Source organism: Microbacterium jejuense (genome assembly GCF_039544225.1).
GTDB lineage: Bacteria > Actinomycetota > Actinomycetes > Actinomycetales > Microbacteriaceae > Microbacterium > Microbacterium jejuense.
Map to the genome: position 1 here is coordinate 236,726 of NZ_BAABLG010000008.1, position 26,950 is coordinate 263,675.

Genomic DNA, 26,950 nt, shown 5'->3' on the forward strand with positions numbered 1-26,950 from the left:
GCTGCGGCGCGAGCGGGCCTCAGACCGGCAGGCGGTACGACGGCAGGCCGCGGCGGCGGATCAGCCACTCGGCGAACACCAGATTGGGCAGCCAGCAGAGGAAGGGCACCGCGGCGTAGGCGTTCGCGAAGGCCGTGTCGAGCTCCCACGGCCGCCCCAGCACCAGCGGGGCGAGCAGCAGCAGCGGAAGCCAGATGCGCAGCATCACGGCGGCGTAGGTGAGCGCGTAGTTGCGGATCATCCACGCCTGGTGGCTCGGCACGTCGCCGTGCCGGATCGCGCGGTAGGCGCGCCACGCCGTGAGGAACCACAGCACCGCGAGCGCCCCGAAGCCGAAGAAGCCGACGTAGCCCGCGCGGCTCCACGGCGCGATGACCAGACCGGCGATCGCGCCGATCGCGACCGCGACGAGGTACACGCGGCCGGTCCAGCGGTGCACGCGCGGCGCACGGGAGCGCAGGCCGCGCCAGAACTGCAGCGGCCCGGCCACGAGGGCGACAGCTCCCCCGACGATGTGCGTGTAGAACGCGAACTGCACGAATGGCGGGGCGGCCGCATACGTCGAGGCGAGGCCGACCTCCTGACCGGCGAGGTCGGCGAGCGAGGCGGTGAAGTACGGGACGGCCGAGTAGGCGACGATCGCGACGGCGGTGAGCAGCACGAGGGTCCAGCCGATGCGCGAGCGGATGCCGCCCGCGCGTGCGACGGCGGGCGCCGTGCGGACGGGTTCGATGAGGCGGGTCATGGCCGTCACGCTAGGCCCGGCGCGCGGGCGCACAGCAGGGGGCTGACCCCCGGAACCGCGGCGGCAGACCCCCGAGTCCCCGTTCATCGGTCACACCTGCACACGACACGCCGCTCGCGGCGTGCATCGGTGAAGGATGAGCGAGAGCGTGCGTCAGCGTCGTGTGTCGAAGAAGGCGCGGAGAAGAGTGGATGCCTCCTCCGCCCGCACTCCGGCCACCACCTCGGCGCGATAGGGCAGACGCCGGTCGCGCACCACGTCGTACATCGAGCCGGCGGCGCCGGCCTTCTCGTCCCACGCGCCGAAGACCAGCCGCGAGATGCGGGACTGCAGCACGGCGCCCGCGCACATGACGCACGGCTCCAGGGTGACCACGAGGGTGCAGCCTTCGAGGTTCCAGTCGCCGCGTGCGGCGGCCGCCGCACGCAGGGCCACGACCTCGGCGTGCGCGGTGGGGTCGTGGTCGCGCTCGCGCAGGTTGAGGCCCTCGCCGATCACTGTGCCGGCGGCATCCCTCACCACCGCCCCGACCGGCACGTCGCCGGACGCGCCCGCGCGCGCGGCGAGCTGCAGCGCGCGGTCCATGGCGGCGAGATCGGCGGGGTCGACGTTCACGGGACCACCGTATCCGGCGAGCCGTGTCTCACGGGCGGCTGATCAGCAGATCCGGCGCGCACCGGACGACGGCGCCGGGAGCATCCTGCCGGCGCGAGCTCTCCTGATCTGGGAGACGGACCGCCCGCCCAGTAATCTGTGCGTATGCGCCTGCACGTCGCCGACCATCCCCTCATCACCCACAAGCTCACGGTGCTGCGCGACCAGCGCACCCCGTCGCCGGTGTTCCGCCAGCTCACCGAGGAGCTCGTGACACTGCTCGCGTACGAGGCGACCCGCAACGTGCGCGTCGCACCGATCGAGATCCAGACGCCGGTCACGACCACGATGGGCGTCCGAATCGACGAACCGCGCCCGCTCGTCGTGCCGATCCTGCGCGCCGGCCTCGGCATGCTCGAAGGCATGGTCAAGCTCATCCCGACCGCTGAGGTCGGGTTCCTGGGCATGGTCCGCGACCACGAGACGCTCGAGCCGTCGACCTATGCCGAGCGCCTGCCCGACGATCTCAGCGACCGTCAGTGCTTCGTGCTGGACCCCATGCTCGCGACCGGCGGCTCGCTCGGCGCGGCGATCGAGTTCCTGTTCCAGCGCGGCGCGCAGGACGTGACGGCCATCTGCATCCTCGGCGCCCCCGAGGGCGTCGCGGCCATCGAGAAGCAGGTCGCGGGCCGCGACGTCACCCTTGTGCTCGGCGCGATGGACGAGCGGCTCAACGAGAAGGGCTACATCGTGCCCGGCCTCGGCGACGCCGGCGACCGCCTCTACGGCACGGTCTGATCCGCTGAGGTCTCGGGGCCTGCGGCCCCGGGGCCGGCGGTTCAGGCGGATGGGCGGGCGCGGCGGGAGCCGTCACGCAGGCCGGTCCTGGCAGTGAGGGTGAATGCGCCGGCGGCCATGGCGTAGAAGACGATGTCGGCGGCGATCTTGCCCGCGAGCATGCCCCACAGCGGATCGGGGATCAGCCAGACGCCCACCAGCAGCGCGGCGGGGCGGATCAGCAGCGTGTCGAGGAGCTCGGCGGCGCCGAACTCGGCCACCAGCAGCAACGCCGTCCGGCCGGCGGCCTGTCGCCAGGTCGAGGTGACCTGCACCTGCTCGAGGTAGACGGTCACGGCGAGTAGGGCATAGAACCCGATGATCTCGCCGATGAGTGCGGCCAGGGCGATCAGGGCGGGGACATCAGTCCACATCGTGGCGAGCAGGCCGGCGATCACCATCGCGGCGGTGCCGGCGAGTTCAGCCGGCACGTAGCGCACGACCCAGAACGCCAGGCCGCGCGTCGGGCGCGCCGTGTCCGTCTGGTCCGCGCTCGCAGTCGCCGCGAACGGCTGCTCGATCGTCGTCATGTCGTTCCCCCTCCCTGCGAGAGAGGCGGAACGACCGAGGCTGATACGCCGGGAGGACGCTCAGTCGCCCAGCTGCGGCTCCTGCGGGTTGCGCCGACCGGTCTCGCGCTCCCAGAACTCCAGCTGCTGCGTCAGCGCCTTGGCGAGCTCGAACACCTGCTCGGGAGGGATGCGGATGCGGCTCACGACCCGCGCCGGCACCACCGTGTGGCGCTGTCCGGTCTCGGCGTCGGCCTCTTCGCGAGGCGGCTGCGCGAGCGTCAGGAAGTCCATCACGAACACCGTGGGCGTGTGCCACACGTTGGCGAAATCGGCGTACGCACCCCCGATGAGCTCGGGCGGCAGGTCGATCTCGAACTGGCGGGGTGCGTCCTCGGCCATGCGGGCTCCTTCTGCGGGTTTGCGCGAGTCTAGCGGGTGCCCGGTCGCCTCAGCCGCGTCCGACGAGACGTGCGAAGCCGCTGAGGCGCGCGACCCCTTCCGGCGTGTACGGGAGGTCGTCGAGCAGGCCCGGCGAGTACACGACGTACGCCGTGTGCATGGCGCGCGAGATGGCCACGTTGAGGCGGTTGCGCAGCAGCAGGAACTCCAGGCCGCGCGGCGCGTCGCGCCCGCTGGACGCCGCGAGTGACACGATCGCCACCGCGGCCTCCTTGCCCTGGAACTTGTCGACGGTGCCGACCGGCACGTCAGAGAACCCGGCTGCGGCGAGCGCTTCTTCGACCGCGACCTGCTGGGCGTTGTACGGCGTCACGACGATGAGGTCGCCCTGCTCCAGCGGCCGTGGCGGCTTCGGGACAGACACCCCGTCGGCGTCGTCTGTGACCACGTCGGTCCACTCCCGGCCGACCAGCTCGCCGACCAGGCGCGCGACCTCGGCCGCCTCTTCGAGCGATTGCGTGGCGTTCCCGTGGTGGCGCATCGGGAGGGGGACGAGGCCGGGCTGGACGCCCTCGAGGCGGCGCAGGGCCGTCGACGGATGCGCCTCGAGCTCGCCGCGATACGACAGCGTCGAGACCGTCGCAGCGACCTCCGGCCGCATGCGGCGCGTCTGCGCGAGGAAGTAGCCGTACTGGTGGGGGATGACATCGGCGCCGTCCATCACCCAGCCCAGCGCAGAGGTGTCGACCGGCGCCGGGTGCGTGCCCTGGCTGACCTGCGGCAGCTGCTGGGGATCGCCGAGCAGCAGCAGCCGGGGCGCGGCGAGCGACACCGCGATCGTCGAGGCGAGCGAGAACTGCCCGGCCTCGTCGACGACGAGCAGGTCGAGGCTGCCGCGCGGCACCCGGCCCTCGTGGCTGAAGTCCCACGCGGTGCCGCCGATCACGTAGCCGTCGGTGTCGTGCTCGGCGGTGAACGCCGCAACGCCGTTCTTGGGCAGCACGGTGAAGGAGCGCTCCGCCGTCGCGTCCTTCGGCGCCTTGCCGACCTGCGATGCCGGGACCCCTGCCGCGATGACACGCTCCAGCAGCTGCTCGATCGTCGCGTGCCCCTGCGCGACCACGCCGACCTTGTACCCGTGCTCGCGTACGAGACGGGCGATCACGTGCGAGCCGACGTACGTCTTGCCGGTTCCGGGCGGCCCCTGCACGGCGAGATAGCTGCGGTCGAGATCGCGCACGGCACGGGTGATCGCGTCGACGACATCGTCGCCCGCCGGTGGCAGCGCGCCCGTCAGCGTCCGCGGTGCGCGACGGCACAGGATGTCGGTGGCGGGGTCGGCCGGAAGCTCGGGCGCGGCGTCGATGACCGCATCCGCCCAGGCGTCGATCGCGGACTGCTGGTTGCCGGCGCTCGGCGGCGCCTGCGGGGTGAGCGCCAGCGGCAGTTCGCTCCACGTGATGCCGTCGACCGCGGTCTCTTCGATCACGGCGCCGTCGTCGAGCACCTCCACCACCGTCACCGAGCGGTAGGAGTGCATCCACCGCGCGCGGGCCTCGAACGGGTACGGCGCGGGCAGCTCGTACAGGGCGAACGGATTGGCGCCCTCGCTCAGCCGCGTCCCGGGTGCCAGGTCGCCGTGGATCTCGATGAGCCGCCGCTCACCGCCCCGCCCGCTCTCCGCGAAGTGCCAGTCCTCGCGGACGGTGCTGCGGGCGTGGTCGACGACCACGACGTCACGGTTCTCGTCCCAGAGCGAGACGGGTTCGCGCAGCCGCAGGAAGTGCGTGGCCCAGAACGACTTCGCCTCGCGCGGGTAATAGTCGATGGCCGCCGCACCGAGCCGGAGCGACCGCGCGGTCGAGGAGTCCTCGGGATGCTGCCCGGCGAGCCTGTCGAGCATCGTCGCCCGCGGAGAGGGCTCGTACGCGCGCTCGTCGGGCTCGGGGTCCGTCGACGGCCGCAGGTCGGCCTCGCGCGCGCGGTCGACCAGCCAATCGCGCAGCCGCCGCGTCGAGACGCAGTCGTACCGGTTGTAGTCGGCGAGGTCGTCGAGCACCAGCCCCGCGGCCGCCTCGTCGCCGTCGGCCTGCAGCGCACGGGCCTCGACGTAGCGGACGATCGAGTCGTCGCCCTTCTGCACGTCGCTCGTCCGCACTTCGTCGCCCATGTACAGCGGCTCGAGCTTCTTGATCGAATACGACCGCGACCCCACGCGCAGCGCGCGCCGGACGATCGGGTACAGGTCGACGAACACGCCGTCGCGCAGCAGCCGGTCGACGTCCGCCTCGCGCACGCCGTGGCGCGCGGCCATCGCGAGCAGGTGCGTCGGCTCGTACGGCGCGTAATGGTAGATGTGCATGCCGGGGAACTGCTGCCGGCGCAGGTTGACGAGGTCGAGGAAGACCTCGAGCGCCCGCTTCTCGTCGGCGAAGCTGTGCGCCCACAGCGGCGTGTACTGCTCGCGGGTGTCGACCCAGCCGAACAGGTAGTCGATGCCCCACTGCGTCGGCTCGCCGGGGACCGGCGGCTCGGTGTAGAGCGGGTCGCCCTCGAAGTCGAAGAACAGGTCGCCGTGGTCGGGCCGCGGCAGTGCGCCCAGCGCCTTCGGCGCCACCACCTCGTACACCGGAAGCGGAGGAGCTGCGGGCGCCGCTTCTGCCACGGCGACCACGACGCCGCCCTCGCCGCCGAGCAGGGCGGCCTCGGTGACCGGTTTCGGCGCCACGAGCGGAGGCGTGCCGGCGGGGCTGAGCAGCTGCAGCCGCGCCTGCGTGCGCAGCGAGGCGAAAACGTCGGGGTTCATGCCCGCCGGCGCGGCGGGCGCCGCGGCCAGCTGCTCGATCGTCTCGACGCCGCCCTCGCGCAGGCGCTCGCGCTGCACGGGACGCATGCCCGCCACGAGCAGAAGATCACGGGATGCCACGACCTCGGCGTCGCACGTGGCGCACCGGCCGCACGCCATCACGCCGAGCTCGCCCCGCGGATCCCCCCAGGCGATCGGGTCCCCTGCCGCGCCGAGGTCGAGGCGGCGGTCGGCGACGAGAGCGCCCAGGCGCTCGCGGCGCAGCTCGAACACCGGGAGCAGGTCGTCGACCTCGTGCTCGCTGACGCTGCCGTCGCCCAGCAGCAGCTGCACGCGATCGGAGCGCGGAACGCCCAGGCGGTCGAGCTGGTGGACGTACGCGGCGAGCTGCATGAGCGCCGTCACGCGTGCGTGACGGGCGAGCTTGGTGTCCTGCACCAGCCAGCGGCGCTCGTCGTCGCGCACCAGGAAGTCGGCGAACCCGACGAAGGACTCGGTCGCGAACGCGGCCTGGTAGACCACCTCGGCGTCCGAGGCCAGGGCGGCGTTCGTCCGGGCCACCGCATCGGCGAGGGCGGCGGCATCCGTCGAGCGCGTCTCGGGGATCTCGACCACGCCATCGCCGAAGCGCGCCACGTAGTCGTCGAGCACGCGACGCTCGTGCACCGTGCCGAGCCGGCCGGCCCGTTCCAGGGTCAGGTCCTCGGGCTCTTCGACGGCCATCACGCGGCCGAGCCGCGCATCGATCGCCCGCAGCCACGCGAACTCGCACTCGGCGGCCGCCTTGAGGTCGCTCGCACTCCAGACGATCCGGCCTTCGCCCTCGATGTATCGCATGCCCTCCCCTTCTCACCTTCGACAGTAGCCGCGCCCGCCGACACCGCCCTCCCCACCCGTTCGTTCGTCGTACCTGCACGCGTGCGCCGCGATCCGGCGTGCATATCCGACGAACGAACCAGGTGGGCGGGACTGCCGAGCGCGGCGAGGCGAGGGATGCCGGCGGCCTGGCGCACTGCCAGACTGGAGCCCATGAGCCTGCCCTTCGAGAGCGCGTATCGGCACGGGTTCGCCCGCGTGGCCGCGTGCACGATCCCGGTCGCGATCGCCGACCCGGCGACCAACGCGGAGGCCGTCCTCGACAGCGCGCGCGTGTGCGACGCGGACGCCGTCGCCGTCGCCGTCTTCCCCGAGCTGTGCCTCACCGGCTATGCGATCGACGACCTCGTGATGCAGGACCCCGTGCTCGATGCCGTCGAACGTGCGATCGAGGGCCTGGTGGCGGCATCCATCGATCTTCTTCCGGTGCTCGTCGTCGGCGCGCCGCTGCGCCACCGCAACCGCCTCTACAACTGCGCGGTCGTGATCCACCGCGGCGAGCTGCTCGGCGTCGCCCCGAAGTCGTACCTGCCGACCTACCGCGAGTTCTACGAGCGCCGCTGGTACGCTCCCGGCGACGATCAGTCCGGGCAGGACATCCGGGTCGGCGAGCTCGAGGCGCCGTTCGGGCCCGACCTGCTGTTCGCATCGCTCGACGTGCCCGGGCTCGTGCTGCACGCCGAGGTGTGCGAGGACGTCTGGGTGCCGATCCCGCCGTCGTCGCGCGCGGCCCTGGCCGGTGCGACGGTGCTGCTCAACCTGAGCGGCAGCCCCATCACGATCGCCCGCGCCGAGGACCGCAAGGACCTGGTCCAGTCCCAGTCGCTGCGCTGCCTCGCCGCCTACGCGTACGCCGCCGCAGGAGCCGGCGAGTCCACGAACGACCTCTCGTGGGACGGCCAGACCATGCTCTACGAGGGCGGCGCGCTGCTGGCCGAGACCGAGCGCTTCCCCGACGGGCCGCGCCGCTCGATCGCCGACGTCGACCTCGACCGCCTGCGTCAGGACCGGCTGCGCCAAGGCACCTTCGACGACAACCGCCGGACGACGGGCGTCGACGCGGACTTCCGCACCGTGCACTTCCGGCTCGACCCGCCGCGCGGCGACGTGGGCCTGCGCCGCACACTCGACCGGTTCCCGTTCGTGCCCGACGACCCCGCGCGCCTGGCGCAGGACTGCTACGAGGCGTTCAACATCCAGGTGTCGGGGCTCGTGCAGCGGCTGCGCGCGATCGGCGGGCCCAAGCCCGTGATCGGCGTGAGCGGCGGCCTCGACTCCACCCACGCACTGCTGGTCGTCGCCCGCGCGATGGATCGCATGGGCCGCCCCCGCAGCGACATCCTGGCGTACACGATGCCCGGCTTCGCAACGAGCGAGCACACCAAATCGAACGCGATCGCGCTGGCCGAGTCGGTGGGCGCGTCGATCGAGACGATCGACATCCGTCCCGCCGCGACCGAGATGCTGCAGCGCCTGGGGCATCCGTTCGCCGACGGCGAGCCGGTGCACGACATCACGTTCGAGAACGTGCAAGCGGGCCTGCGCACCGACTACCTCTTCCGGCTCGCGAACCACCACGGCGGCCTCGTCATCGGCACCTCCGACCTCTCGGAGCTCGCCCTGGGCTGGGCGACATACGGGGTCGGCGACCAGATGAGCCACTACGCCGTCAACACCGGCGTGCCGAAGACCCTCATCCAGCACCTGATCCGCTGGGTGATCGCGCACGGCGAGGGCGTCGACGACGCCGAGGCGGCGGTGCTGCAGTCGGTGCTCGACACCGAGATCTCGCCCGAGCTCGTGCCCGCCGGGCAGGACGGCAGGATGCAGTCCACCGAGGACCGCATCGGCCCGTACGCTCTGCACGACTTCGCGCTGTTCCACATCCTGCGCTACGGGTTCCGGCCCTCGAAGATCGCATTCCTGGCGGAGCATGCCTGGCGCGACGCCGACGCCGGCGCGTGGCCTCCCGGGTTCCCCGACGAGGACCGCTACGCGTACGATCTGCCGACCGTGGCCAAGTGGCTGCAGGTGTTCCTCAGGCGCTACTTCGCGTTCGCGCAGTTCAAGCGCTCGGCGATCCCCAACGGCCCGAAGGTCTCACCGGCCGGTTCGCTGTCGCCGCGCGGCGACTGGCGCGCTCCCTCCGACGGCAACGCCCGCGTGTGGCTGGCCGAGCTCGCCGAGGCGCTTCCCGAGCTCGTCACGGACTGATCGGCGGATGCCGGGCGCCCGGGCCGGGCGTCGGTCAGGGCTCCGGATGAGCCCCGGATCAGGCCTCGGCGGGCGCGTAGGCCAGCGTGATGATCCAGCTGTCGCGCGACGCGTCGGCGAGCCGGTACTGCACCTTGCGGTCGGGCAGCCAGCCCTTCGTGAGCGAGCTGTCCAGGCGCACATGATCCGCGGCGACGCGGGCGCCACGGCCGTCCGCGTCGCGCACCGCCTCGACCCGCGTCCAGTGGGCGAGCAGCTTCGGCAGGTCGTGCTCGTCGAACAGGTGCGAGTGCCGCTGCATGACGTGCAGGTCGCTCTCGTCGGGGTGGGCGTCCCGCAGGTCGATGCCGAGCGGCAGCGCCGGGTCGGCGACCGCGACGACGGTGGCGGCGCGGAAGTTCGCGTTGCGGATCTTCAGCGGCACCTCTTGGCCGCCGACCTCGGCGATCAGCTGGGTGTGGAACCCGAACGTGCGGGGCGCCTCGCGCTCGACGCGCACGTCCTTCGGGTCGATGCCGAGCCGCGTCGCCACGAGCTCCTTCGCGAGCTGACGCTTGCGGTCGTGCTCGGGCATCTTGGGGTCCCAGCCGAGTCGCGCCGTGATCCCCGTCGGAGTGTCGAGAAGCACCGATTGCATGATCCACCTCATCCCCTGCGGACCCTCCGCCCCTCCATCCTGTCGCGGTCCTGCGCGGCGGGGAAGATCGCCACGCGGGGGCCGTCGCGGCGGTGGGAGGATGGGAGCATGGCCAGGCGCGCGACGGTGGTCGGGAGCGGACCCAACGGGCTCGCGGCCGCGGTGTCGCTCGCCCGAGCGGGCTACGAGGTGCGCGTGCTCGAGGCCTCGTCGACGGTCGGGGGCGGCGTCCGCACGGCATCGCTGACGCTTCCTGGATTCCACCATGACGTGTGCTCGGCGGTGCACCCCGCGGCGCTGTCGTCGCCGTTCTTCCGCGCGTTCGGGATCGGGGAGCGCATCGAGTGGGTGCACCCGCGCGCGTCGTACGCGCAGCCGCTCGACGGCGGCCGGGCGGCGATAGCGTGGCGCGACCTCGAGCGCACCGCCGATGCGCTGGGTCGCGACGCCCACGCCTGGCGCGGCGTCGTGCGCCCGCTCACGCGTCATCTCGGCGACGTGGTGGACTTCACCGGGTCTCAGCTGCTGCGGTGGCCGCGGCATCCCCTCACCACCGTCCGGTTCGGGCTGCGGGCGCTGCAGCTGGGCTCGACGCTCGGCCGCGGCACGTTCGCGACCGAAGAGGCCAACGCGCTCATCGCCGGTGTCCTCGCCCATGCGAACACCCGGCTGCCCTCGATCGGCGCCGCAGCATCGGGGCTGTTCCTCGCGGCGCACGCGCACTCCGCCGACGGCTGGGCCTGTCCCCGCGGCGGTGCGCAGTCCATCGCCGACGCGCTCGTGGCCGACCTCTCCGCGCACGGCGGGACTGTCGAGACGCGCCGGCACGTGACCGAGCTCGGCGGGCTCGACTGGGGCGACCCCGACGCCGGGGACCTGCTGCTGCTCGACACCACGCCGCGCCTGCTGCTGACGCATCCCGCGCTGCCGCCGTCGTACGCGGCGGCGATCCGCCGCTACCGCTACGGCGCCGCCGCGGCGAAGGTCGACTTCGCCCTCGACGCACCGGTGCCGTGGGCGCATCCGGACGTCGCGCTCGCCCCCACGGTGCACCTGGGCGGCACACGGGCCGAGATCGAGGCGAGCGAGAACGCGGTCGCCCGCGGCGGCATGACCGAGCGTCCCTACGTGCTCGCCGTCCAGCCGACGGTGATGGATGCCTCACGCGCGCCCGCGGGAAAGCACACGCTGTGGGCGTACATCCACGTGCCTGCCGGTTCCACGCTGGACCCGACCGAGCTCGTGGTGCGCCAGGTGGAGCGGTTCGCACCCGGCTTCCGCCACCACATCCTGGCCAGCCACGCGATGACCGCGGCGCAGCGCTCGGCCTTCAACCCGGCCGACATCGGCGGCGACATCCTGGGCGGCGCGTTCACTTTCGCGCAGGCGTTCCGCCGGCCGATCGTGTCGACGACGCCGTGGCGGACGCCGCTGCGGGGCGTCTACCTCGCGTCCGCGTCGACGCCGCCCGGCCCCGGGGTGACCGGCATGCCGGGCTGGTTCGCGGCGCGTCAGGCGATGCGCGACGCCGCCCGCGACGGGCGCGGCGAGCGCCACGAGCTCGAGGACCTGTTCCGGACGTGAGCCCATGGACGGGTGGGCGGCGGTCGACTTCGAGTTCGCGCGGCAGGTGCTGCAGCGGGGCATCGCGGCGCTGTACGTCGTGGCCTTCGTCTCGACGCTGAATCAGTTCCGCCCACTGCTCGGCGAGCACGGGCTGCTGCCCGCTCCCGAACTGCTCGCCTGGGCGCATGCGCCGGGACGACGCAAGCCGGTCCTGCACCCCACCGTCTTCCGGTATCTCCGCTACACAGACCGGCGCCTGGTCGCGCTGTGCGTGGGCGGTGTCGCGGTCGCGGGGGCGCTGGCCGCCGGCATCCCGCAACTGGGTCCGCCGTGGGTGCCGATGATCTGCTTCCTCGCTCTGTGGCTGGGATACATGTCGATCACCTCGATCGGGCAGACGTTCTACGGCTTCGGGTGGGAGATGCTGCTGCTCGAGGCGGGGTTCCTCGCGGCGTTCCTCGGCTCCGATGCGCAGCCGCCGTCGACGGTGGTGATCGTGCTGTTCTGGTGGCTGGTGTTCCGGCTCGAGTTCGGCGCCGGGATGATCAAGATCCGCGGTGGCCGCGAGTGGCGCGACCTCACCGCGCTCACCTACCACCACGAGACCCAGCCGATGCCGGGGCCGCTCAGTCGCCAGGCGCACCTGCTCCCCCGCTGGTTCCACAAGGGAGAGGTGCTGGGCAACCACTTCGCGCAGCTGGCGGTGCCGTGGTTCCTGTTCGCGCCGCTGCTCGGGCTGTGGGTCCCCGGTCCCGTCCCCGCGATCGTCGGCGCCGTCGCCGCCGCGATCGTGATCGCCACCCAGGTGTGGCTCGTCGTGACAGGCAACTTCGCATGGCTGAACTGGATGACGATCGTGCTCGCGTTCTCGGCCATCGGGATACCGGGCCCCGGTCCGGCGGAGGGTGCGGCATCCCCGCTCCCGGTGCACTGGATCGTGGTGACGTGCGCGGTCGGCCTGCTGTACGCGTGGCTCAGCTGGTGGCCGTTGCGCAACCTGTTCGCGCGCCGCCAGTTGATGAACGCGAGCTTCCACCGCTGGCAGCTGGCGAACGCCTACGGCGCGTTCGGCACGGTCACCACGGAGCGCATCGAGATCGTCATCGAGGGCACGACGGACGCGGACCCGCACACCGCGGCGTGGCGCGAGTACGCGTTCAAGGGCAAGCCCGGCGACGTGAGCCGGGTTCCGCGGCAGTTCGCGCCGTACCACCTGCGCCTGGACTGGCTGATGTGGTTCCTGCCGCTCGGCCGCTCGCTCGACGACTGGTTCACGGCCCTGCTCGTCAAGCTCCTCGAAGGGGATGCCGCCACCCTGCGCCTGCTCGCCGGCGATCCGTTCCCGGGCGAGCGGCCCCGCTATGTGCGCGCGGTGTCGTACCGGTACCGGTTCACCACGCGGGCCGAGTTCCGCGAGAGCGGGGCGCGCTGGGTGCGCGACCGGCGTCGGCCCGTGATGGGGCCGGTGTCTCTGCGCGCGTGAGGGCCCAGGTCGTCAGGGCATCGGACCGCCGGTGTCGGCGGCCGAGCGGCGCACGCGGCGGCGGGCGGTGAGATCCACGACGGCGACGAGGAACGCCAGTGCCAGGAACACCCCGACCGACAGCATCCCGAACGCATACGCGTCGTGGAACACGACCAGATCGTCGTGCGAGCCCGACTCGCGGTAGATCGCCGCGTAGAACATCGACAGGGCGACCGCCGTGCCGACCGCGGCGCCGATGCGCTGGCCGAGCTGGCCGACCGAGCCGGCGAGACCGCCCTGCTTCACCGGGATGTCGGCGAGGGTGAGCGTCTGGTTCGGGGCGATGACCAGTCCGCCGCCGGCGCCGCCGATCGTCATGACCACTGCCGCGAAGTACGGCACCCATGCCGGATCGCTGTACAGCGCCGTGAGCACGAGCCCTGCCACGCACACCATCATGCCGACCAGGCCCCACACCACCACGACGCGGCCGTGGGTGTTGACCAGGTTGCCGCCGACCCACGATGTCACCGCGCTCGCGAGGGCGAAGCCGATCGAGACCATGCCGGCGTACACCGGTGCCAGTCCGAGCCCGAGCTGCAGGAACAGCGTCGTCACCAGGAACATCGCGGGCGTCGCCGTGAAGTACGCCGTCTGCAGCAGGGTGCCGTTGCGGAACGACTCCACGCCGAACAGGCTGAGCGGCAGCAGCGGGCTGCGACCGCGGGCGGCGTAGCGGCGCTCCCACGCGATGAACGCCGACACGAACAGCGCGAAGGCCGCCAGCATCCACCACCGCGCCGGGTTGTCGGTCGGCGCACCGGTCGTGAACAGGAACGGCCACATCAGCGACACGACGCTGAGACCGAAAAGCAGCACGCCCACCGGGTCGAGCTGCACCGGGCGCTGCGACCGCGTCCGGGTATCGGGCAGCAGCCACAGGGCGAACGCGATCGCGAGGAGGCACAGCGGCACGTTCATCCAGAAGATGAGCCGCCAGCCGTCGGTCGGTCCGCCGAGCGCGATCAGCAGGCCGCCGAGCGTCGGGCCGAAGGCGGTGGCGACGCCGATCGTCGCGCCGAACAGGCCGAAGGCGCGCCCGCGCTCCTTGCCCTGGAACAGCTCCTGTGTCATGCCGATGACCTGCGGCATCTGCACGCCGGCGGCCGCGCCCTGCAGCAGCCGCGCGACCAGCAGGAACCCCGCGGTCGGCGCGAGCGCGCACGCGATGCTCGTCAGCGTGTACAGCGACAGGCCGACGACGAACAGCGTGCGCCGGGAGCGCTGATCGCCCAGGCGGCCCATCGGCACCAGCGTCAGGCCGAACGTCAGCACGAACCCCGACACGATGAGCTGCAGCTCGGTGGACCCCGCGCCGAGCACCTCGCCGATCGACGGCAGCGCGACATTGACCTTGGTCATGTCGAGGATCGTGATCGCCGCGACCGAGGCGCAGACCCAGAACGCCCGCCATCGCGCGCCGGAGGTGAGCGGGATGACGGCGGTCGTCGGGGACACCGACGCCGCCTTTCCGGTGCGGGGCTTATCTGAGGTCGACATCCTCTTCAGGCTATCCCCGCGGTCACGCCGGGCGCCGGTGTGGAGCTCGCCGATGCGCAGAGGCGTCGAGGCGGCGAGAATGGACGGATGAGACTGCTCGTCGCCGCCCTCGAATCAGAGCTCGTCGCCTTCGAGGCCGAGCTGCCCGGCTTCACGAGGCTCGTGACCGGTCCGGGCAAGCTGCAGGCCACCTACGCCCTCACCCGGGCGCTGGATGCCGCACCGTACGACGAGATCGTGGTGGTCGGCACCGCCGGGGCGATCGATGCCCGGCTGGAGGCATCCGTGTACGAGATCTCGGCAGCGATCCAGCACGACGTGACCGACATCGACGGCATCGTGGGGCAGCACGTGTCGCTGCCCAGCCGCATCGAGCTCGGCCGGGACGGCGTCACGATCGCCACCGGCGACCACTTCGTCGACGATGCCGAGGCCGTCGCCGTCATCCGGCCGCTCGGCGCGGGGCTCGTCGACATGGAGACGTACGCGTACATCTGGGTCGCGGAGCGCTTCGGCGTCCCGATCCGCGTGCTCAAGGCCGTGTCGGACCGCGCCCAGGACGGCGCGATCACCGACTGGCACGCCGCCGTCGCCGCCTGCAGCCGGCAGCTGCGCGATCGCGTCCGCGACGACTACGGCGTCTGACCCCGCCCTGCACTGCGGGATCAGACGCCGGCGAGTGGATGCCGCCCCTCAGGGCGTCATGACACCCACTGCGTCTTCGGCCAGGTGAGGGCGGCGAGCGTCGCCTGTCCTGACAGCGAAGGGTGGAAATAGTCGCGCGTCGAGATGTCGGACTTCGTGAAGGCGTAGTTCGCGACCGCTCCGCCGTCGTACCGGCACTTGGCCGTCGCCGCGCACGCCTCCGACAGCGCCTGGTTGAACTCGTTCACGCGCTGCTGCACTGCCGCACGGCGCTGCACATCGGCCGTCGCGGTGCTCGTCGGATTCGCGAGCATCGACTTGCAGGTGCCGAGGATCGCCCACACGAACCGAGCGGTGCTGCTGCCCTTGTTGAGGTCGTACATCCGCTGCAGGTTCGGGATGCTGGCGATGAAGATCTCGGGCGCGGACGCACTCGCGGCCAGCACGGTGAGCGCGGCCTGCACGTTGGCCTTGAACGTCGCCGTCGCGGTCATGCCCGCGACGGTGGTGGTGCAGGCGTCGATGGCGCCGATCTCGATCGTGACGTACTGCGCGCCCTGCGTGACGGCCTTCTGAGCCTGGCCGGCGAGCGCGGCCGATGCGGCGCCCGACACGGCGTCGTTGTACGCGACCAGCCCGGTGGCGCCGGCCGCCCGCAGCCGCAGGTAGTGCGAGTTGACCGAGGATGTCGAGCCGGTGGACCAGCTGTTGGCCGGACACGATGTCAGGCTCGAACAGGTCATCGCCGCCTGCGTGATCGAGTCGCCGAGCGCGGCCATGCGGACCACCTGCGCGGGCGGCGGAGCGGCGTTCGCCGCCGAGGCCGAGGCGAGCGTCCCCGCCAGCAGAAGAGCGGATGCCGCGATCGCGGCGAGGGCGCGGCGCGCCCGGGTGGAAGTGTGCACGGTCGGCTCCGTTCGTCGTCGAGACGGATATGGGCGCGGCGCGCAGCCGCGGCCGGAATGACCGGCGGTTCGGGCGGGATCGCGGATCCCCCAGGATGCGATCTGCCGCGAACGATACACCCGCGTATCAGGATTGCGACAGTGGGAGTTCTCCCGGTGGCGGCACGGGCAGCAGTGTGCTGAGTGCGGTGCGGGCCCGGCCGTCAGACGGATCAGCGCGGGAGGAGCGCACCCTGGCTGATGACGCTGGGACCCTGCGGCGTGGCCTCGACAGCGAGCTGCGCCGGCAGCTGCTCCTTCATGGCCGCGACGTGGCTGATCACCCCGACCGTGCGTCCGCCCTGCCGCAGCTCGTCGAGGGTGCGCATCGCCAGATCGAGCGTGTCGTCGTCCAGCGAGCCGAAGCCCTCGTCGACGAACAGGGTGTCCAGGCGCACACCGCCGGCGCGCGCCGTCACCACCTCGGCGAGTCCCAGAGCCAGCGCGAGCGAGGCGAGGAACGTCTCGCCGCCCGACAGCGACTGCGCCGGGCGGGACTGCCCGGTGAAGGCGTCCAGGATCTCGAGCCCGAGTCCCGAGGCCGCGCCTCGCGCCGCACGGGCGTCGGTGTGCTGAAGCCGGTACCGCCCCGACGACATGTCGGCCAGCCGGGTGTTGGCCGCGGCGACGATCTGCTCCAGCTCGGCCGCCAGCACGAAGGTCTCGAGGTCCATCTTCATCGTGTTGGGTGCGCGTCCCGCCAGGGTGTCGGCCAGACGCGTGATGGCGGCCGCGTCGTCGGCGCGTGCGCCGATCCCGGCGTACGCGTCGTCGATCTGCAGCTCGAGGTCGCGCAGTCCCGACACCAGCGTCTGCGCGCGGTGCTCGGCCTCGAGCGCGGCCGTGCGTGCCTGGTCGGCGGCAGCGAGGGCGGCCTGCGACCCGGCCGTGTCGACGGGTTCGTCGGGCGCGCCGGCGAGTTCGAGCTCGAGTTCGAGCATGCGGGCACGCGTCGCGATGAGCCGGGCGTCGTGCGCGGCCACGCGCTCGGCGACCTCGGCCATGACCTCCGGACGGCGCAGTGCCGCGGTGACGGCGGCGACGTCGGCGAACGGTGAGACTTCTACCCGCTCTTCGATGTCGGTGCGGGCGGCGGAATGCGCCCCGGCCGCGCGACCGGCGTCGTCGCGCGCCCGGACGGCGGTGCGTGCGGCATCCCGTACCGCGGTGCCGTTCGCGACGCGTTCCGACACCGTCTCGAACGGTCCGCGGGCCTCGTCGACCGCGCGGCGCGCGGCCTCGATCGTCACCGCCAGCGCGGCGACCCGCGTGCGTGCGGCTGCGAGCGCCTCGGCGAGCAGCGCGCGCGAGGCCTCGGCCTCGGCGTCGAGCTCCGCCAGCTGCGCCCGCTGCATCGCGACGGCATCGCGACGGAGGACCGCCTGCTCGGCGGCGGCCACGTCGCCGGCGGCATCGACGAGATGCGTGCGCAGCGTGTCGACGGTCTCGCCCCCGGCGCGCGCGGCAGCTGCGGCGTGGCTCTCGCGTGCGGTGCGTGACGCGTCGGAGGCCCCGCGCTCGGCGACGGACGCCGCGTCGCGCGCGGCCTCGGCGTCGGCGAGCAGTTCGTCGGTCACGGGCTCGTCCGCCGCAGCGGCGGGGCTCGGGTGCTCGACGGCGCCACACACCGCGCAGGCCTGACCGTCGACGAGGTGCGTGGCGAGCTCGCCCGCGTAGCCGTCGAGGCGACGCTGCAGCAGCGCGGCGACAGCGGCGGCGGTGCTCGCCGCGGTCTGGGCGGCGTCGCGATGGGCCTGCTCGGCCGTCTGCCGCGCCGCAGCGAGACGCTCGGCGTCCTCGGCGGCGACGAGGCGCTCGGCGACCTCGGCATGACGTGTGCGCGCCGGCTCGAGAAGGGCGGCCTGCTCGAGTGCGGCGGCGAGTTCGGCGTCGAGGCGCTCGAGCTCCGCGGGAACGGCCTCGCGCTGGGCGTCGAGCGCGACCACGTCGCCCTCGAGACGCACCACGTCGGACGACGCCTGCCGGTGCTCGGTGAGGCGCTCCGTCAGCTCGGACTCCCGCGCCACCGCTGCCGTCCACACCGCGAGGTCGCCGGTGAGCCGCTCGACCTGCGCGGCGAGGGCGGCGTCGGACTCGTGGTCGGCGTCGGTGCCGCGGTCGTCGACGACGCCGGACCCGGCATCGCGTGCGATCCGGCGCCAGGCGTCGTCAGCGGCGACCCGCGCAGCGGCTGCCGCCGCGGACGCGTCGGCCGCGCGACGCGCCGCCTCCAGCGGGGCGCGGAGGGCCTCGGCAGCGCGCGCCTCGTCGAGGACGACCCGCTCGGCCGCGATGCCCTCGGCGGCGTCTTCGAGGGCCGAAAGTGCCGTGCGCGCCCGGGCGAGGTCGCCCTGCGACTTCGCGAGCGCCACGAGGCCGGCGTGTGCGGTCTCGGCCCCACGGCGCGCGCTCTCAGCCGCCTCGCGATCACGCGACGCGGTGTCGAGCCGGTAGGCGGCACGCCGGCGGGCCAGCTCGACGTCGGCTCGACGGACGGCGAGGTCGCGCGTCGCTCCCGTCGCCGCGAGATCCGCGACCGTCACCGCGTCGGGTGTCGCGTCACCGGAGCCCTGGGCGGAAACGCCGGACTCCGCGTCCGGCGCGGTCTGCGCGTCCAGCGCATTCGCCGCGACGAGCCGCTCGGCCTGGTCGAGGAGCGTGCGCGCGCGCTCGCCCAGAGCCTCGACCTCGTGCTGAGCCTGCTTGCTGCGCTCGGCGAGGTCGCGCGTGTACTCCTCGTACCGGCGGGTGCCGAACAGCGCGCGCAGCAGGGACTGCCGCTCCGCGCCCGAGGCGAGCAGGAACCGCGAGAACTTGTTCTGCGCCAGCAGGATGACCTGCTGGAACTGCTGGGCGCTCAGACCCAGCACCTCGTCGAGCAGCAGGCCGACGTCGCGGGGCCGGGCCGCGCGACCGATCCACTCGCCCTCGATGAGCTCTTCGAGCTCGGCACGGGTGGGCTCGGTCGTCAGTCCGCCGCCGCGCCGGGCCGGGCGCTGATAGTCGGGAGCGCGCGTGACGCGCCAGCGGCGGTCGCCCACCGTGAAATCGAGGCGAACCTCGGTCGGGTCCTCTGGCTCGCAGTGGTCGCTGCGCAGCCGCTTGTCTCCGGAGTCGTAGCGCGGGACGCTGCCGTACAGCGCGAAGCATACGCCGTCGAGGATGCTCGACTTGCCCGCTCCGGTGCGCCCGGTGATGAGGAAGATGCCATCGCGCTCGAAGGCCTCGAAGTCGACGGTCTGGGTATCGCGGAACGGACCGAAGCCGGTGAGCTCCAGCCGATGCAGCCTCACGCCGTCGCCTCCGCACGCACGCGCTCATCGAGCAGTTCGCGCACGAGCTCGGTCTCACGACCCGTCGCCCCCTCGCCCTCGCGCACGTGCGAGAGGAAGGCGTCGACGAGCTCGGCGTCGTTGCCCGCGCTGCGCACGCGCTCCGCATACGTGCGCGGGGTGTCGATGCGCCCCGCCGGCGGCGTGTGCCGCACCTCGGCGCAGAAGGGGAAGCGTGCGAGCAGGCGTCGCATCGGGTCGCGCTGCGGCAGGGCGTCGGTGTACTCCGCGCGGACCCAGTCGCCCGTGTGAGCCGCAAAGCGCTCGTCGGTCAGCAGCTCGTCCAGGGTCGCGATCAGCGTCGTGAGCGCGCGCGGGACCGGCAGCGGCATCCACACGACGTCGACGAGCCCGTCGGCACCGAGCTCGACGAGCCACGAGCCGCGCGGCTTGTGGCCCTCGTCGAAGCTGTAGTGCAGCGGCGCGCCCGCGTACCGGACGTGGGGCGCGAGCTGCTGGCGGCCGTGGATGTGCCCGAGCGCCATGTAATCGACGCCGTCGAACGTCGACAGCGGCACGATGTCGAGCCCGCCCTGCTGGATGTCGCGCTCGAGGTGCGGTGTGGGCTCGACGCCCGCGGCGAAGCAGTGGGCGATCGCGACGGTGCGGCCACCGCGCGTCGCGGCGTCGTCGCGCACGAGGCGCATCGCGTGTTCGAGGACGTCGGCCTGCGAGCGCACGCCCGGCCACTCCCCGCGCATCAGCACCGGTTCGAGGAAGGGGATGCCGTAGACGTGGACAGGACCGTGCGCATCCGGGACGGTGACCGGGGTGCCGATCGCCGCGGGATCGGTGAGGACGTGCACGCCGTCGCGCAGCAGCCCCGACTGGAAGCCCAGGCGCGCTGCCGAGTCGTGGTTGCCGCTGGTCACGACGACCGTCGCACCGGCGTCGGCGATCCCGCGCAGCGCATCGCTCAGCAGCGTGTACGCGCCCGCCGCGGGCGTGGCGGAGTCGAACACGTCGCCGGCGACGATCACGACATCCACGTCGTGCTCGCGGACCTGCGCCACCAGCGACTCGAGCACGCCCCGAAGCGCATCGAGCGTGGCGTGGCCGTGGAACGACCGCCCGATGTGCCAGTCAGAGGTGTGCAGGATCCGCATGCAGCCACCGTACGTTCGGGCTCCGACATCCCCGTCGAGGCTGGCCGCGGTCTCGCGGAACGCCGGCTCGCCCGTCGTCGGCGTGCGCAGGACCGGCGGTGCGCCGCCCTCCGCACGCGGACCGGACGTATCGTGGAACATGGCGCTCACCCCGGATCCGGCCCCGCTGGCCACCGTCGTCGCCCTCGTCGGCGCCGACAGCGACGAGCTCCTGTCCGGCCTGGCCGATGTCCCGGCCCTCGTCGCCCTCTCGCTGCGCGACGCCGACCCGGCCGCCGCCGCGCACCTGGTCGCCTCGGTCTCGCTGCCGTACGTCGTGCACGACGCGGATCCGCTCGTGCATGTCGCGGCGGCATGGGTGGAGCTTTACGAGGAGCGCGCGACGCTGGGCTCGCTCGACGCCGAGGTCGAGGCGCTGCTGTCGCTGTTCGCGGCCGGCGAGGCCGTCATGCCCGACTACTACCTCGTCGCGGGGCCCGAGGCGATCGAGGGCACGTGGCGCCATTGGTGGCTGGGCGCGCTGGCCCATCACGCCCCGTCGCGCGTGCTGCCCATCGAGGCGTCGGGCGCCGCAGTGCGCGCGCGGCTGCGAGCCCTGCCGACGTCGCGACCCTGGCCGGACCCGTCGGCGTGGCTCCCCGGCGTGCGCTTCGACATCCCCGATCGCGTCGGCCTGCGCGATCAGCCGGGCGCCGCCTGACATGCCGTCCGTGGAGCGGTTCGCACACGCGGGCGCCACGATGATCGTCGAGCGCACCGGGGACGGCGGGCCGGTGTACGTCCTCGTGCACGGCATCGGAATGGGCCGCAGCGTGTTCCGCGAGCTGGTCCGGCAGCTGCACGACGGCGAAGTCGTCACCGTCGATCTTCCCGGCTACGGCGAGGCGCCCGAGCCCGTGCGCGTGCTCACGGTGGAACGGACCGCAGACCTGGTCGCGGCCTTCCTCCGCGAGCGCGTGGGGCGACCGGCCGTGCTCGTGGGGCATTCCATGGGCGCCCAGGTGGCCCTCGAGGTCGCGGTGCGGCATCCCTCGACCGTCGATCGGTTCGTCCTCGTCGGCCCGACTGTCGATCCGTCGGCACGCACGGCGCCGCGTCAGCTCTGGCGCCTGCTGCGCGACATCGCCGTCGAGAGTCCCCGCGTGATCGGCCGCGGCGCGCGGGAGTACGTGCGCGCGGGTCCGCGGCTGCGCGCCAAGTTCCGGGCGATGCTCGTGCACCGCCCCGAGAGGGTCCTGCGTCGCGCGCACGCGGCTGCCCTCGTGATCCGCGGCGAGGACGACCTCGTCGCGCCCCACGCGTGGTGCCGGCGCGTGGCCGACGAGCTCCCGGACGGGCGGCTCGTCGAGATCGCGGGGCACGGTCACGAGACGATGATCAGGGATGCCGCACCGGCCGCGCGGCTGATCCGCGCGTTCGCGCACGACGGCCGGTGAGGCCGGCGCGGCTGCCTGGTGACGTCGGATTCCTGCCATCCCGGAGCCACCCGGCAATGTCGGAACCCCCTCGTAGGTTTGCTATGTCGAACCAACGGAGGAAACCATGTTCGCTGTATTCGCCGCCGAACAGCAGTACCACCACGACACCCGCACGCGCGAGCAGGAGCGCCTGATCCTCGCCTCGATCCGCGAGCGCTCCGCTGTCGCCCCGACGCCCCTCAGCACCGTCACGCCGAGCCGCGCGACGGACATGGCGCCGGCACGCGCGCCGCGTGCGGCCTGGCCGCGGCCGATCGGGGTGCATGCGCACGAAGAGTCCGCCGCCTGCGCGATGGCCTGAGCCCGGCGCGTCGGGCGCGCTCAGGCGCGCGGGTTGAGGATGCCGCGGTGCGACGGGTTCTCGTCGAACCAGTCGGAGACGTACCAGCACACCGGAAGCACCTTCCGGTCGCCGCTGCTCTCCAGCTCCGCCACCGCCCGGCCGACCAGCTCTCCGGCGTAGCCGTGCCCGCGGAAGGTGGGGACGGTGTACGCACGGGTCATGGCGACGGTCCGGCCGTCGTCGCGGTAGTCAAGGATGCTCACGAGGTCGTCGCCGCGGTGCAGGGTGTACCGCGAGGCGTCCGGCTCGTTCGCGAAACGCAGCTCGTTCACCCGCACAGGGTACGCCCGGCCGGACGCGCCGGGACGCACCTCGGCGGATGTCGCGGCGATCACTCAGCAGACGGGGCGCTCGGCCCGTCGATCGGCTCGACGCGCAGCAGCCGGAACTCGTGCCGCCGCAGGATCGTCAGCACGACGCGGGGCCCACGCCCGAACGCGCGGCGCCCCGCGTCGGCCGGATACGGTTCGACGGCGGCGATGCGATACCAGCGCCGCCGGTGCAGGACCTCTCCCCCGCCGGCCACGATGTTGCGGTACCAGTTCACCTGCGGCCCGTAGGTCAGCTCGGCGATCAGCCCTTCGGCGACGGCGGCCAGCATGACAGGCGTCTCGAAGGTGCGCCCGCTCTTCCTCCCCACGTGCCGGACGAGCGAGAACGGCCCCTTGCCGGCGCGCGCGAGGTCGAGGGTCCAGGGGTTGAGGCGGCGCTGGATGAGGTCCAGCCACCACCGTTTCAGCGGTCCGGGTCGGGATGCCACGAGCCTCAGTAAACTCCGTCGACCGTCGACGCGCCGTACCGCGCGCCCGAGGCTGAGCAATCTGTCACATTCCGACACGATCGAGCCGCGGCATCCGAGCGATTTGACGTATTCCGACAAAGTCGGTCATAATCGGCCTCATGACTGACAACGCGCTTTCTCTGTCCGCCTGGGAGGCGAACAGGACTGCCGGCATGATGATGGCCGGCCGCGCTGTCATGTGTTGTCGAATGTGCCACTAGCACGGTGACCCCCGTCGGATTCCTTCTCCGCTTCTGAACACGGATCGCATGGAGTCCCCCGAAGCACCGGTCTTGTGCGTCGATCACGCGCACCCGGATCCGCTTCGCACACCGCCCAACGTCGGGCACCCGCCCTCTCTGGGCTCCCGGCCGATCAGGGCCGCAGCACATCCGAACCCGGCACCGTCATACGGGTTCCTTCCGCAAGGACCATCATCATGTCGACCACCGCACTCCTCGACCGTCCCGCCACCGCTCCCGTCCGCCACCTCCGTGCCGTGAACCACCCCGCCCGCGTCGAGGCCCCCGCCGATCCCGAACCGGCGCAGCCGGCCGGACGCGCCCTTCCCGCCGGCACCGCGCCGCGCGGCTTCGCGCTGTACGTCGGCATCGACGAGGCCAAGGCCGCCGCGAACGGTGTCAGCCTCGGCGTGCTCGTCGACGCGCTGCGCCGTACGCTCGCCGACCTCGCGCCGACCGCCGAGACCTACGCCACGGTGGCCCTCGCCCCGGTCGGCTCGGGCGGACGCGACGTCGACGTCGTGCGCCTCGCGCTGCACGAGCCGTCGGCGATCGCCCGCACCAAGCAGGAGGAGCCGGAGGACGAGGAGCACAGCGCCGGCGGCGTCGTCGTCGACATCTCGCGCAAGCGCGTCCTCATCGACGGTGAGTCGGCCGCCTTCACGTTCAAGGAGTTCGAGCTGCTGCAGTACCTGGTGCTGCGCGAGGGCCGCACGATCGAGCGCACCGAGCTCGTGACGTCGCTGTGGCAGGGCGCCACCGACGAGGACGCTCCGGGCGAGCGCACGATCGACGTGCACGTCCGTCGTCTGCGCGCCAAGCTCGGCCGCTACGAGGACATCGTCCGCACCGTCCGCGGTGTCGGCTATCGCTTCGACCGCCACGCCGACGTCGTGATCCGCTACGGCCACGGCACGCCGTCGCCGGACCGCTTCTGACGCGCGAGCCGTCGCGTATCGCTGCTGCGGACTCTGCGCAGCGACCAGGTGAGACGGTTCGACACCCCGGGAGAGCGGATGCCGCGTCCCGGCCGCTCCGGCGGCGGGATGTCGGTGGTCCCGGCGTAGGGTGGGCGGCATGACCACGTCGCTCTCTCGCATCCCTCGCACGAGGGATGCCGAGCGCTTCCAGGCGCGCGAGAGCACGACCCGCGACCCGCGACCCGCACCGGAGCGCCCGCTCGAGGCCGAGTACCGGCCGCGGCATCCGCTGGATCTGCGGCGCACCGTGCTGTACCAGCGGCACGGTGCCGGCGACCCGACGATGACGGTGTCGGGCTCGGTGATCTGGCGCGCGAGCCGCACGCCCGCCGGTGTCGCGACCCTGGCGATCCGCGAGACCCATCCCGGCGTCGTGCGGGGCGCCGCCTGGGGTCCCGGTCGCGAGTGGGCGCTGGCACAGCTGCCGGCGCTGTGCGGCGCCGGCGACGACCCGTCGGGATTTGACGCGTCGCGGCATCCGTTGATCGCCGACGCGCACCGCCGCAATCCCGGACTGCGTCTCTCGCGCACCGACCTGGTCTTCGACGCGCTCGCCAGCGCGATCTTCGAGCAGAAGGTCACCGGCATGCAGGCGTTCGGCGCGTGGCGCCGCGTCGTCACGTGGTGCGGCGAGCGCGCACCCGGCCCCACGCCCCAGCCGATGTTCGCACCGCCGACCATCGACGGCTGGCAGCACGTGCCGTCCTGGGTGTGGCATCGTGCCGGCCTCGAGCCGCCGCAGTCGAAGACCGTCGTGCGCGCCGCGCGCCGCGGTGACGCCATCGTGCGCGCCGTGCTGGGCGCCGAGGACGGCGAGGCGGTCGACCGCGTGCTCGTCAGTCAGCCCGGGATCGGTCCGTGGACCTCGGCAGAGACCCGCATCCGCGCCCTCGGCGACGCCGACGCGGTGAGCGTCGGCGACTTCCACCTCGCGCATCACGTCGGGTACGCGCTCGAGGGCGAACGCACCGACGACGACGGGATGCTGCGGCTCCTGGCCGCGTGGCCGGGTCACCGTCAGCGCGTCATCCGGCTGATCGGCGCGAGCGGCGTCATCGAGCCCCGGCGCGCTCCGCGCCTGCATCCCGAGGACCACCGCGACCGCTGAGGCCGAGGTCACGAGGCGTTCACCGCGGCCCCTTGTCGATGTCGGAGGGGGCGAGCACACTGGTACGCGCCACGCGGCCGGGCGCGGCATCCACTGATCCTTCTCAGGAGTTCGACATGCCCAGCCTCAACCCTTATCTCTCCTTCCGCGACCAGGCCCGTGAGGCCATGACCTTCTACCAGAGCGTGTTCGGCGGCGACCTCGACATCTCGACGTTCGGCCAGTTCGACGGCATGGTGCAGGATCCCGCCGAGAACGACCTCGTCATGCACGCGCAGCTCACGAGCCCCGACGGCTTCGTGCTGATGGGCTCCGACACCCCGACCGGGATGAACTACGAGAAGCCTGCGGGCATCTCGGTGTCGGTGAGCGGTGACGAGGAGTCCTCCCTGCAGGGGTTCTGGGACAAGCTCGCCGACGGCGGCACGGTCACCATGCCGTTCGACACTCCGCCGTGGGGCGGCAAGTTCGGCATGCTGACCGACCGGTTCGGCATCGACTGGATGGTCGCTCTGAACGCCGCCCAGGCCTGAGCCGCGCGGCCGTCGGAGCGACGGTCGTCAGAGGTACGCGCTGTCGTCGATCGCCGACGGGGCCGGGCCGAGTTCGTCGAGCTCGGCCCACACCCCGTCGGGGATCGGCATCGCGGCGAGCTCGTCGAGCTGAGCCAGCCGTGCGGCAGACGACACCCCGACCACGGTGGTGTCGACGAGCGGCGAGCGCAGCGAGAAGTGCAGTGCGACGCCCGGGAGCGTGACGCCGTGCGCCACACACACCCGCTGCAGCTGCGACACCCATTCCTGCAGCTGCGGCGTCGCGGGGCGATACGCGTACATCGCGCCCTCGCGGGGTCCTGTGGCGAGGATGCCGGCACCGAACGGCGCTGCGTTGAACACCGTCATGCCGCGCTCGCGGGCGTCGACGAACACCGGCTCGGCCGAGCGGTCGACGACTGTCAGGCGGTTGTGGATGAGCACCGCATCGAACACGCCGGTCTCGACGTAGCGGGCCATGAGCGGCACCGGTCCGGCGGCGACGCCGATGGCATCGACGCGGCCGGACTCGCGCAGTTCGATCAGGCCCTCGACCGCACCGCCACGGCCCATCGCCTCGTCGAAGGTCACCGTGTACGGGTCGTGCAGGTGCAGCAGCGGCAGCCGGTCCACACCGAGCCGGGCGGTCGTCTCGTCGAACGAGCGCAGCACGCGGTCGCGGTCGAACACGCCGGTGCCGGGCTCGCAGTCGACCTTCGAGATCACGCGCGTCGCGGCATCGGCACCCACCCGGGCCATCGCCAGGCCGAGGACGGACTCGGACCGCCCGCCCGCGTAGTTGTTCGACGTGTCGACGAAGGCGTGCGTGCTCGCGAACAGGCGCTCGGCGAACTCGACAGCCGCCTCTTCGTCGGCGGATCCGGGTTCGGTGTCGCGGCCGAGGCCGGACGTGCCGAGGGTGAGCGGGCTGACGTTGAGGGTCATGGCATCCGTTCCGTGTGGGGGTCTGCCTTCCAACCTATCGACCGCGCGCCGCCGTGGCGGCTCTAGGCTGGCGGCATGACCACGACGCGCAAGGGCTGGACCCGCGGGCATTCCGGCTGGGCCTTCGGCACCGCCCTGATGTTCACGCTGGGGATCGTCTTCGGCCTCATCTGGGGCAACGTGCTGCTGGGCGTCGTGCTCGCGGCGGCCGTGTCGATCGGCTGGCTCATGGCGTACGAGTCCTGGCGCGGCCGCAACGTGGGCCTGGAGAACCGCGACGACGACGGCGCGCAGCTGTAGCG

25 protein-coding genes are annotated in these 26,950 nt (G+C 72.6%); 12 read left to right on the forward strand and 13 right to left on the reverse strand.

Annotated elements, in window-relative coordinates; translation table 11 throughout:
* Positions 1-19: 19 nt before the first annotated feature.
* Positions 20-745: a DUF2306 domain-containing protein gene (locus ABEA46_RS13830; RefSeq protein WP_345545130.1), complete on the reverse strand. Its 726-nt coding sequence runs from the start codon at positions 743-745 to the stop codon at positions 20-22.
* A gap of 153 nt (positions 746-898) precedes the next feature.
* Entirely contained in the window at positions 899-1,330 is a 432-nt protein-coding gene (gene tadA, locus ABEA46_RS13835; protein ID WP_345545744.1) for a tRNA adenosine(34) deaminase TadA, read from the reverse strand.
* Positions 1,331-1,504: 174 nt separating this feature from the next.
* Between tadA and upp the strand changes: the two genes are divergently transcribed.
* Positions 1,505-2,137 (forward strand): uracil phosphoribosyltransferase, encoded by a 633-nt coding sequence (upp, locus tag ABEA46_RS13840; protein WP_345545131.1) that lies wholly within the window; start codon positions 1,505-1,507, stop codon positions 2,135-2,137.
* Between the two features lie 41 nt (positions 2,138-2,178).
* On the opposite strand, the gene ABEA46_RS13845 is transcribed toward upp, so the two are convergent.
* Genes ABEA46_RS13845 through ABEA46_RS13855 form a run of 3 tightly spaced genes read right to left on the reverse strand, consistent with a single transcriptional unit; the run spans position 2,179 to position 6,730 of the window.
* Positions 2,179-2,706 carry a hypothetical protein gene (locus ABEA46_RS13845; protein WP_345545132.1) on the reverse strand — a complete coding sequence of 176 codons (528 nt, stop codon included), beginning with the start codon at positions 2,704-2,706 and terminating at the stop codon, positions 2,179-2,181.
* 60 nt (positions 2,707-2,766) lie between these two features.
* Complete coding sequence (locus ABEA46_RS13850) at positions 2,767-3,087, reverse strand: DUF3467 domain-containing protein (protein WP_345545133.1); 321 nt, start codon at positions 3,085-3,087, stop codon at positions 2,767-2,769.
* 49 nt (positions 3,088-3,136) lie between these two features.
* On the reverse strand, positions 3,137-6,730 hold the full coding sequence (locus ABEA46_RS13855) for a TM0106 family RecB-like putative nuclease (protein ID WP_345545134.1): 3,594 nt from the start codon (positions 6,728-6,730) through the stop codon (positions 3,137-3,139).
* A gap of 192 nt (positions 6,731-6,922) precedes the next feature.
* Between ABEA46_RS13855 and ABEA46_RS13860 the strand changes: the two genes are divergently transcribed.
* Positions 6,923-8,983 carry an NAD(+) synthase gene (locus ABEA46_RS13860; RefSeq protein ID WP_345545135.1) on the forward strand — a complete coding sequence of 687 codons (2,061 nt, stop codon included), beginning with the start codon at positions 6,923-6,925 and terminating at the stop codon, positions 8,981-8,983.
* 58 nt (positions 8,984-9,041) lie between these two features.
* On the opposite strand, the gene ABEA46_RS13865 is transcribed toward ABEA46_RS13860, so the two are convergent.
* Positions 9,042-9,620 (reverse strand): hypothetical protein, encoded by a 579-nt coding sequence (locus ABEA46_RS13865; protein ID WP_345545136.1) that lies wholly within the window; start codon positions 9,618-9,620, stop codon positions 9,042-9,044.
* A 108-nt stretch (positions 9,621-9,728) separates the two neighbouring features.
* On the opposite strand from ABEA46_RS13865, the gene ABEA46_RS13870 reads away from it, so the two are divergent.
* Together ABEA46_RS13870 and ABEA46_RS13875 are read left to right on the forward strand one after the other, a co-directional pair.
* Positions 9,729-11,204 (forward strand): phytoene desaturase family protein, encoded by a 1,476-nt coding sequence (locus ABEA46_RS13870; protein ID WP_345545137.1) that lies wholly within the window; start codon positions 9,729-9,731, stop codon positions 11,202-11,204.
* A gap of 4 nt (positions 11,205-11,208) precedes the next feature.
* On the forward strand, positions 11,209-12,669 hold the full coding sequence (locus ABEA46_RS13875; protein WP_345545138.1) for a lipase maturation factor family protein: 1,461 nt from the start codon (positions 11,209-11,211) through the stop codon (positions 12,667-12,669).
* Positions 12,670-12,681: 12 nt separating this feature from the next.
* On the opposite strand, the gene ABEA46_RS13880 is transcribed toward ABEA46_RS13875, so the two are convergent.
* Entirely contained in the window at positions 12,682-14,211 is a 1,530-nt protein-coding gene (locus tag ABEA46_RS13880) for an MFS transporter (RefSeq protein WP_345545139.1), read from the reverse strand.
* Between the two features lie 87 nt (positions 14,212-14,298).
* Here ABEA46_RS13880 and ABEA46_RS13885 point away from each other — a divergent pair, with 87 nt between their 5' ends.
* Positions 14,299-14,856, forward strand: coding sequence for a phosphorylase family protein (locus tag ABEA46_RS13885; RefSeq protein WP_345545140.1), 558 nt, complete (start codon positions 14,299-14,301; stop codon positions 14,854-14,856).
* 56 nt (positions 14,857-14,912) lie between these two features.
* Here the strand turns inward: ABEA46_RS13885 and ABEA46_RS13890 are convergent, their stop codons facing one another.
* The 3 genes from ABEA46_RS13890 to ABEA46_RS13900 form a co-directional block, all read right to left on the reverse strand.
* Positions 14,913-15,761 carry a GDSL-type esterase/lipase family protein gene (locus ABEA46_RS13890; RefSeq protein ID WP_345545141.1) on the reverse strand — a complete coding sequence of 283 codons (849 nt, stop codon included), beginning with the start codon at positions 15,759-15,761 and terminating at the stop codon, positions 14,913-14,915.
* A 212-nt stretch (positions 15,762-15,973) separates the two neighbouring features.
* Positions 15,974-19,093, reverse strand: coding sequence for an AAA family ATPase (locus ABEA46_RS13895; RefSeq protein ID WP_345545142.1), 3,120 nt, complete (start codon positions 19,091-19,093; stop codon positions 15,974-15,976).
* On the reverse strand, positions 19,090-20,238 hold the full coding sequence (locus tag ABEA46_RS13900; RefSeq protein WP_345545143.1) for an exonuclease SbcCD subunit D: 1,149 nt from the start codon (positions 20,236-20,238) through the stop codon (positions 19,090-19,092). The genes ABEA46_RS13895 and ABEA46_RS13900 overlap by 4 nt, the downstream gene beginning before the upstream one ends.
* A gap of 139 nt (positions 20,239-20,377) precedes the next feature.
* Between ABEA46_RS13900 and ABEA46_RS13905 the strand changes: the two genes are divergently transcribed.
* From ABEA46_RS13905 to ABEA46_RS13915, 3 genes are all read left to right on the forward strand, one after another.
* Entirely contained in the window at positions 20,378-20,938 is a 561-nt protein-coding gene (locus ABEA46_RS13905; RefSeq protein ID WP_345545144.1) for a hypothetical protein, read from the forward strand.
* Position 20,939: 1 nt separating this feature from the next.
* Positions 20,940-21,674 (forward strand): alpha/beta fold hydrolase, encoded by a 735-nt coding sequence (locus ABEA46_RS13910; RefSeq protein ID WP_345545145.1) that lies wholly within the window; start codon positions 20,940-20,942, stop codon positions 21,672-21,674.
* A gap of 106 nt (positions 21,675-21,780) precedes the next feature.
* Positions 21,781-22,017, forward strand: coding sequence for a hypothetical protein (locus ABEA46_RS13915; RefSeq protein WP_345545146.1), 237 nt, complete (start codon positions 21,781-21,783; stop codon positions 22,015-22,017).
* A gap of 20 nt (positions 22,018-22,037) precedes the next feature.
* On the opposite strand, the gene ABEA46_RS13920 is transcribed toward ABEA46_RS13915, so the two are convergent.
* Together ABEA46_RS13920 and ABEA46_RS13925 are read right to left on the reverse strand one after the other, a co-directional pair.
* Positions 22,038-22,331, reverse strand: coding sequence for a GNAT family N-acetyltransferase (locus ABEA46_RS13920; RefSeq protein ID WP_345545147.1), 294 nt, complete (start codon positions 22,329-22,331; stop codon positions 22,038-22,040).
* A gap of 59 nt (positions 22,332-22,390) precedes the next feature.
* Positions 22,391-22,819, reverse strand: coding sequence for a PNPOx family protein (locus ABEA46_RS13925; RefSeq protein ID WP_345545148.1), 429 nt, complete (start codon positions 22,817-22,819; stop codon positions 22,391-22,393).
* Between the two features lie 460 nt (positions 22,820-23,279).
* Here ABEA46_RS13925 and ABEA46_RS13930 point away from each other — a divergent pair, with 460 nt between their 5' ends.
* The 3 genes from ABEA46_RS13930 (at position 23,280) to ABEA46_RS13940 (ending at position 25,703) form a co-directional block, all read left to right on the forward strand.
* On the forward strand, positions 23,280-24,020 hold the full coding sequence (locus ABEA46_RS13930; RefSeq protein ID WP_345545149.1) for a winged helix-turn-helix domain-containing protein: 741 nt from the start codon (positions 23,280-23,282) through the stop codon (positions 24,018-24,020).
* A 139-nt stretch (positions 24,021-24,159) separates the two neighbouring features.
* Positions 24,160-25,170, forward strand: coding sequence for a DNA-3-methyladenine glycosylase family protein (locus ABEA46_RS13935; RefSeq protein ID WP_345545150.1), 1,011 nt, complete (start codon positions 24,160-24,162; stop codon positions 25,168-25,170).
* 116 nt (positions 25,171-25,286) lie between these two features.
* Positions 25,287-25,703 carry a VOC family protein gene (locus tag ABEA46_RS13940; protein ID WP_345545151.1) on the forward strand — a complete coding sequence of 139 codons (417 nt, stop codon included), beginning with the start codon at positions 25,287-25,289 and terminating at the stop codon, positions 25,701-25,703.
* Between the two features lie 27 nt (positions 25,704-25,730).
* On the opposite strand, the gene ABEA46_RS13945 is transcribed toward ABEA46_RS13940, so the two are convergent.
* Positions 25,731-26,648 (reverse strand): aldo/keto reductase, encoded by a 918-nt coding sequence (locus ABEA46_RS13945; protein WP_345545152.1) that lies wholly within the window; start codon positions 26,646-26,648, stop codon positions 25,731-25,733.
* A 75-nt stretch (positions 26,649-26,723) separates the two neighbouring features.
* Here ABEA46_RS13945 and ABEA46_RS13950 point away from each other — a divergent pair, with 75 nt between their 5' ends.
* Positions 26,724-26,948, forward strand: coding sequence for a hypothetical protein (locus ABEA46_RS13950; protein WP_345545153.1), 225 nt, complete (start codon positions 26,724-26,726; stop codon positions 26,946-26,948).
* The last annotated feature ends 2 nt before the right edge of the window (positions 26,949-26,950 follow it).

Coding starts and splice junctions, on each gene's coding strand:
- ABEA46_RS13930 (WP_345545149.1), top strand. CDS start 23,280: ATGTCGACCACCGCACTCCTCGACCGTCCCGCCACCGCTCCCGTCCGC.
- ABEA46_RS13880 (WP_345545139.1), bottom strand. CDS start 14,211: ATGTCGACCTCAGATAAGCCCCGCACCGGAAAGGCGGCGTCGGTGTCC.
- ABEA46_RS13830 (WP_345545130.1), bottom strand. CDS start 745: ATGACCCGCCTCATCGAACCCGTCCGCACGGCGCCCGCCGTCGCACGC.
- ABEA46_RS13905 (WP_345545144.1), top strand. CDS start 20,378: ATGGCGCTCACCCCGGATCCGGCCCCGCTGGCCACCGTCGTCGCCCTC.
- ABEA46_RS13860 (WP_345545135.1), top strand. CDS start 6,923: ATGAGCCTGCCCTTCGAGAGCGCGTATCGGCACGGGTTCGCCCGCGTG.
- ABEA46_RS13855 (WP_345545134.1), bottom strand. CDS start 6,730: ATGCGATACATCGAGGGCGAAGGCCGGATCGTCTGGAGTGCGAGCGAC.
- ABEA46_RS13845 (WP_345545132.1), bottom strand. CDS start 2,706: ATGACGACGATCGAGCAGCCGTTCGCGGCGACTGCGAGCGCGGACCAG.
- ABEA46_RS13935 (WP_345545150.1), top strand. CDS start 24,160: ATGACCACGTCGCTCTCTCGCATCCCTCGCACGAGGGATGCCGAGCGC.
- ABEA46_RS13940 (WP_345545151.1), top strand. CDS start 25,287: ATGCCCAGCCTCAACCCTTATCTCTCCTTCCGCGACCAGGCCCGTGAG.
- ABEA46_RS13915 (WP_345545146.1), top strand. CDS start 21,781: ATGTTCGCTGTATTCGCCGCCGAACAGCAGTACCACCACGACACCCGC.
- tadA (WP_345545744.1), bottom strand. CDS start 1,330: ATGGACCGCGCGCTGCAGCTCGCCGCGCGCGCGGGCGCGTCCGGCGAC.
- ABEA46_RS13865 (WP_345545136.1), bottom strand. CDS start 9,620: ATGCAATCGGTGCTTCTCGACACTCCGACGGGGATCACGGCGCGACTC.
- ABEA46_RS13950 (WP_345545153.1), top strand. CDS start 26,724: ATGACCACGACGCGCAAGGGCTGGACCCGCGGGCATTCCGGCTGGGCC.
- ABEA46_RS13900 (WP_345545143.1), bottom strand. CDS start 20,238: ATGCGGATCCTGCACACCTCTGACTGGCACATCGGGCGGTCGTTCCAC.
- upp (WP_345545131.1), top strand. CDS start 1,505: ATGCGCCTGCACGTCGCCGACCATCCCCTCATCACCCACAAGCTCACG.
- ABEA46_RS13850 (WP_345545133.1), bottom strand. CDS start 3,087: ATGGCCGAGGACGCACCCCGCCAGTTCGAGATCGACCTGCCGCCCGAG.
- ABEA46_RS13885 (WP_345545140.1), top strand. CDS start 14,299: ATGAGACTGCTCGTCGCCGCCCTCGAATCAGAGCTCGTCGCCTTCGAG.
- ABEA46_RS13910 (WP_345545145.1), top strand. CDS start 20,940: ATGCCGTCCGTGGAGCGGTTCGCACACGCGGGCGCCACGATGATCGTC.
- ABEA46_RS13875 (WP_345545138.1), top strand. CDS start 11,209: ATGGACGGGTGGGCGGCGGTCGACTTCGAGTTCGCGCGGCAGGTGCTG.
- ABEA46_RS13870 (WP_345545137.1), top strand. CDS start 9,729: ATGGCCAGGCGCGCGACGGTGGTCGGGAGCGGACCCAACGGGCTCGCG.
- ABEA46_RS13945 (WP_345545152.1), bottom strand. CDS start 26,648: ATGACCCTCAACGTCAGCCCGCTCACCCTCGGCACGTCCGGCCTCGGC.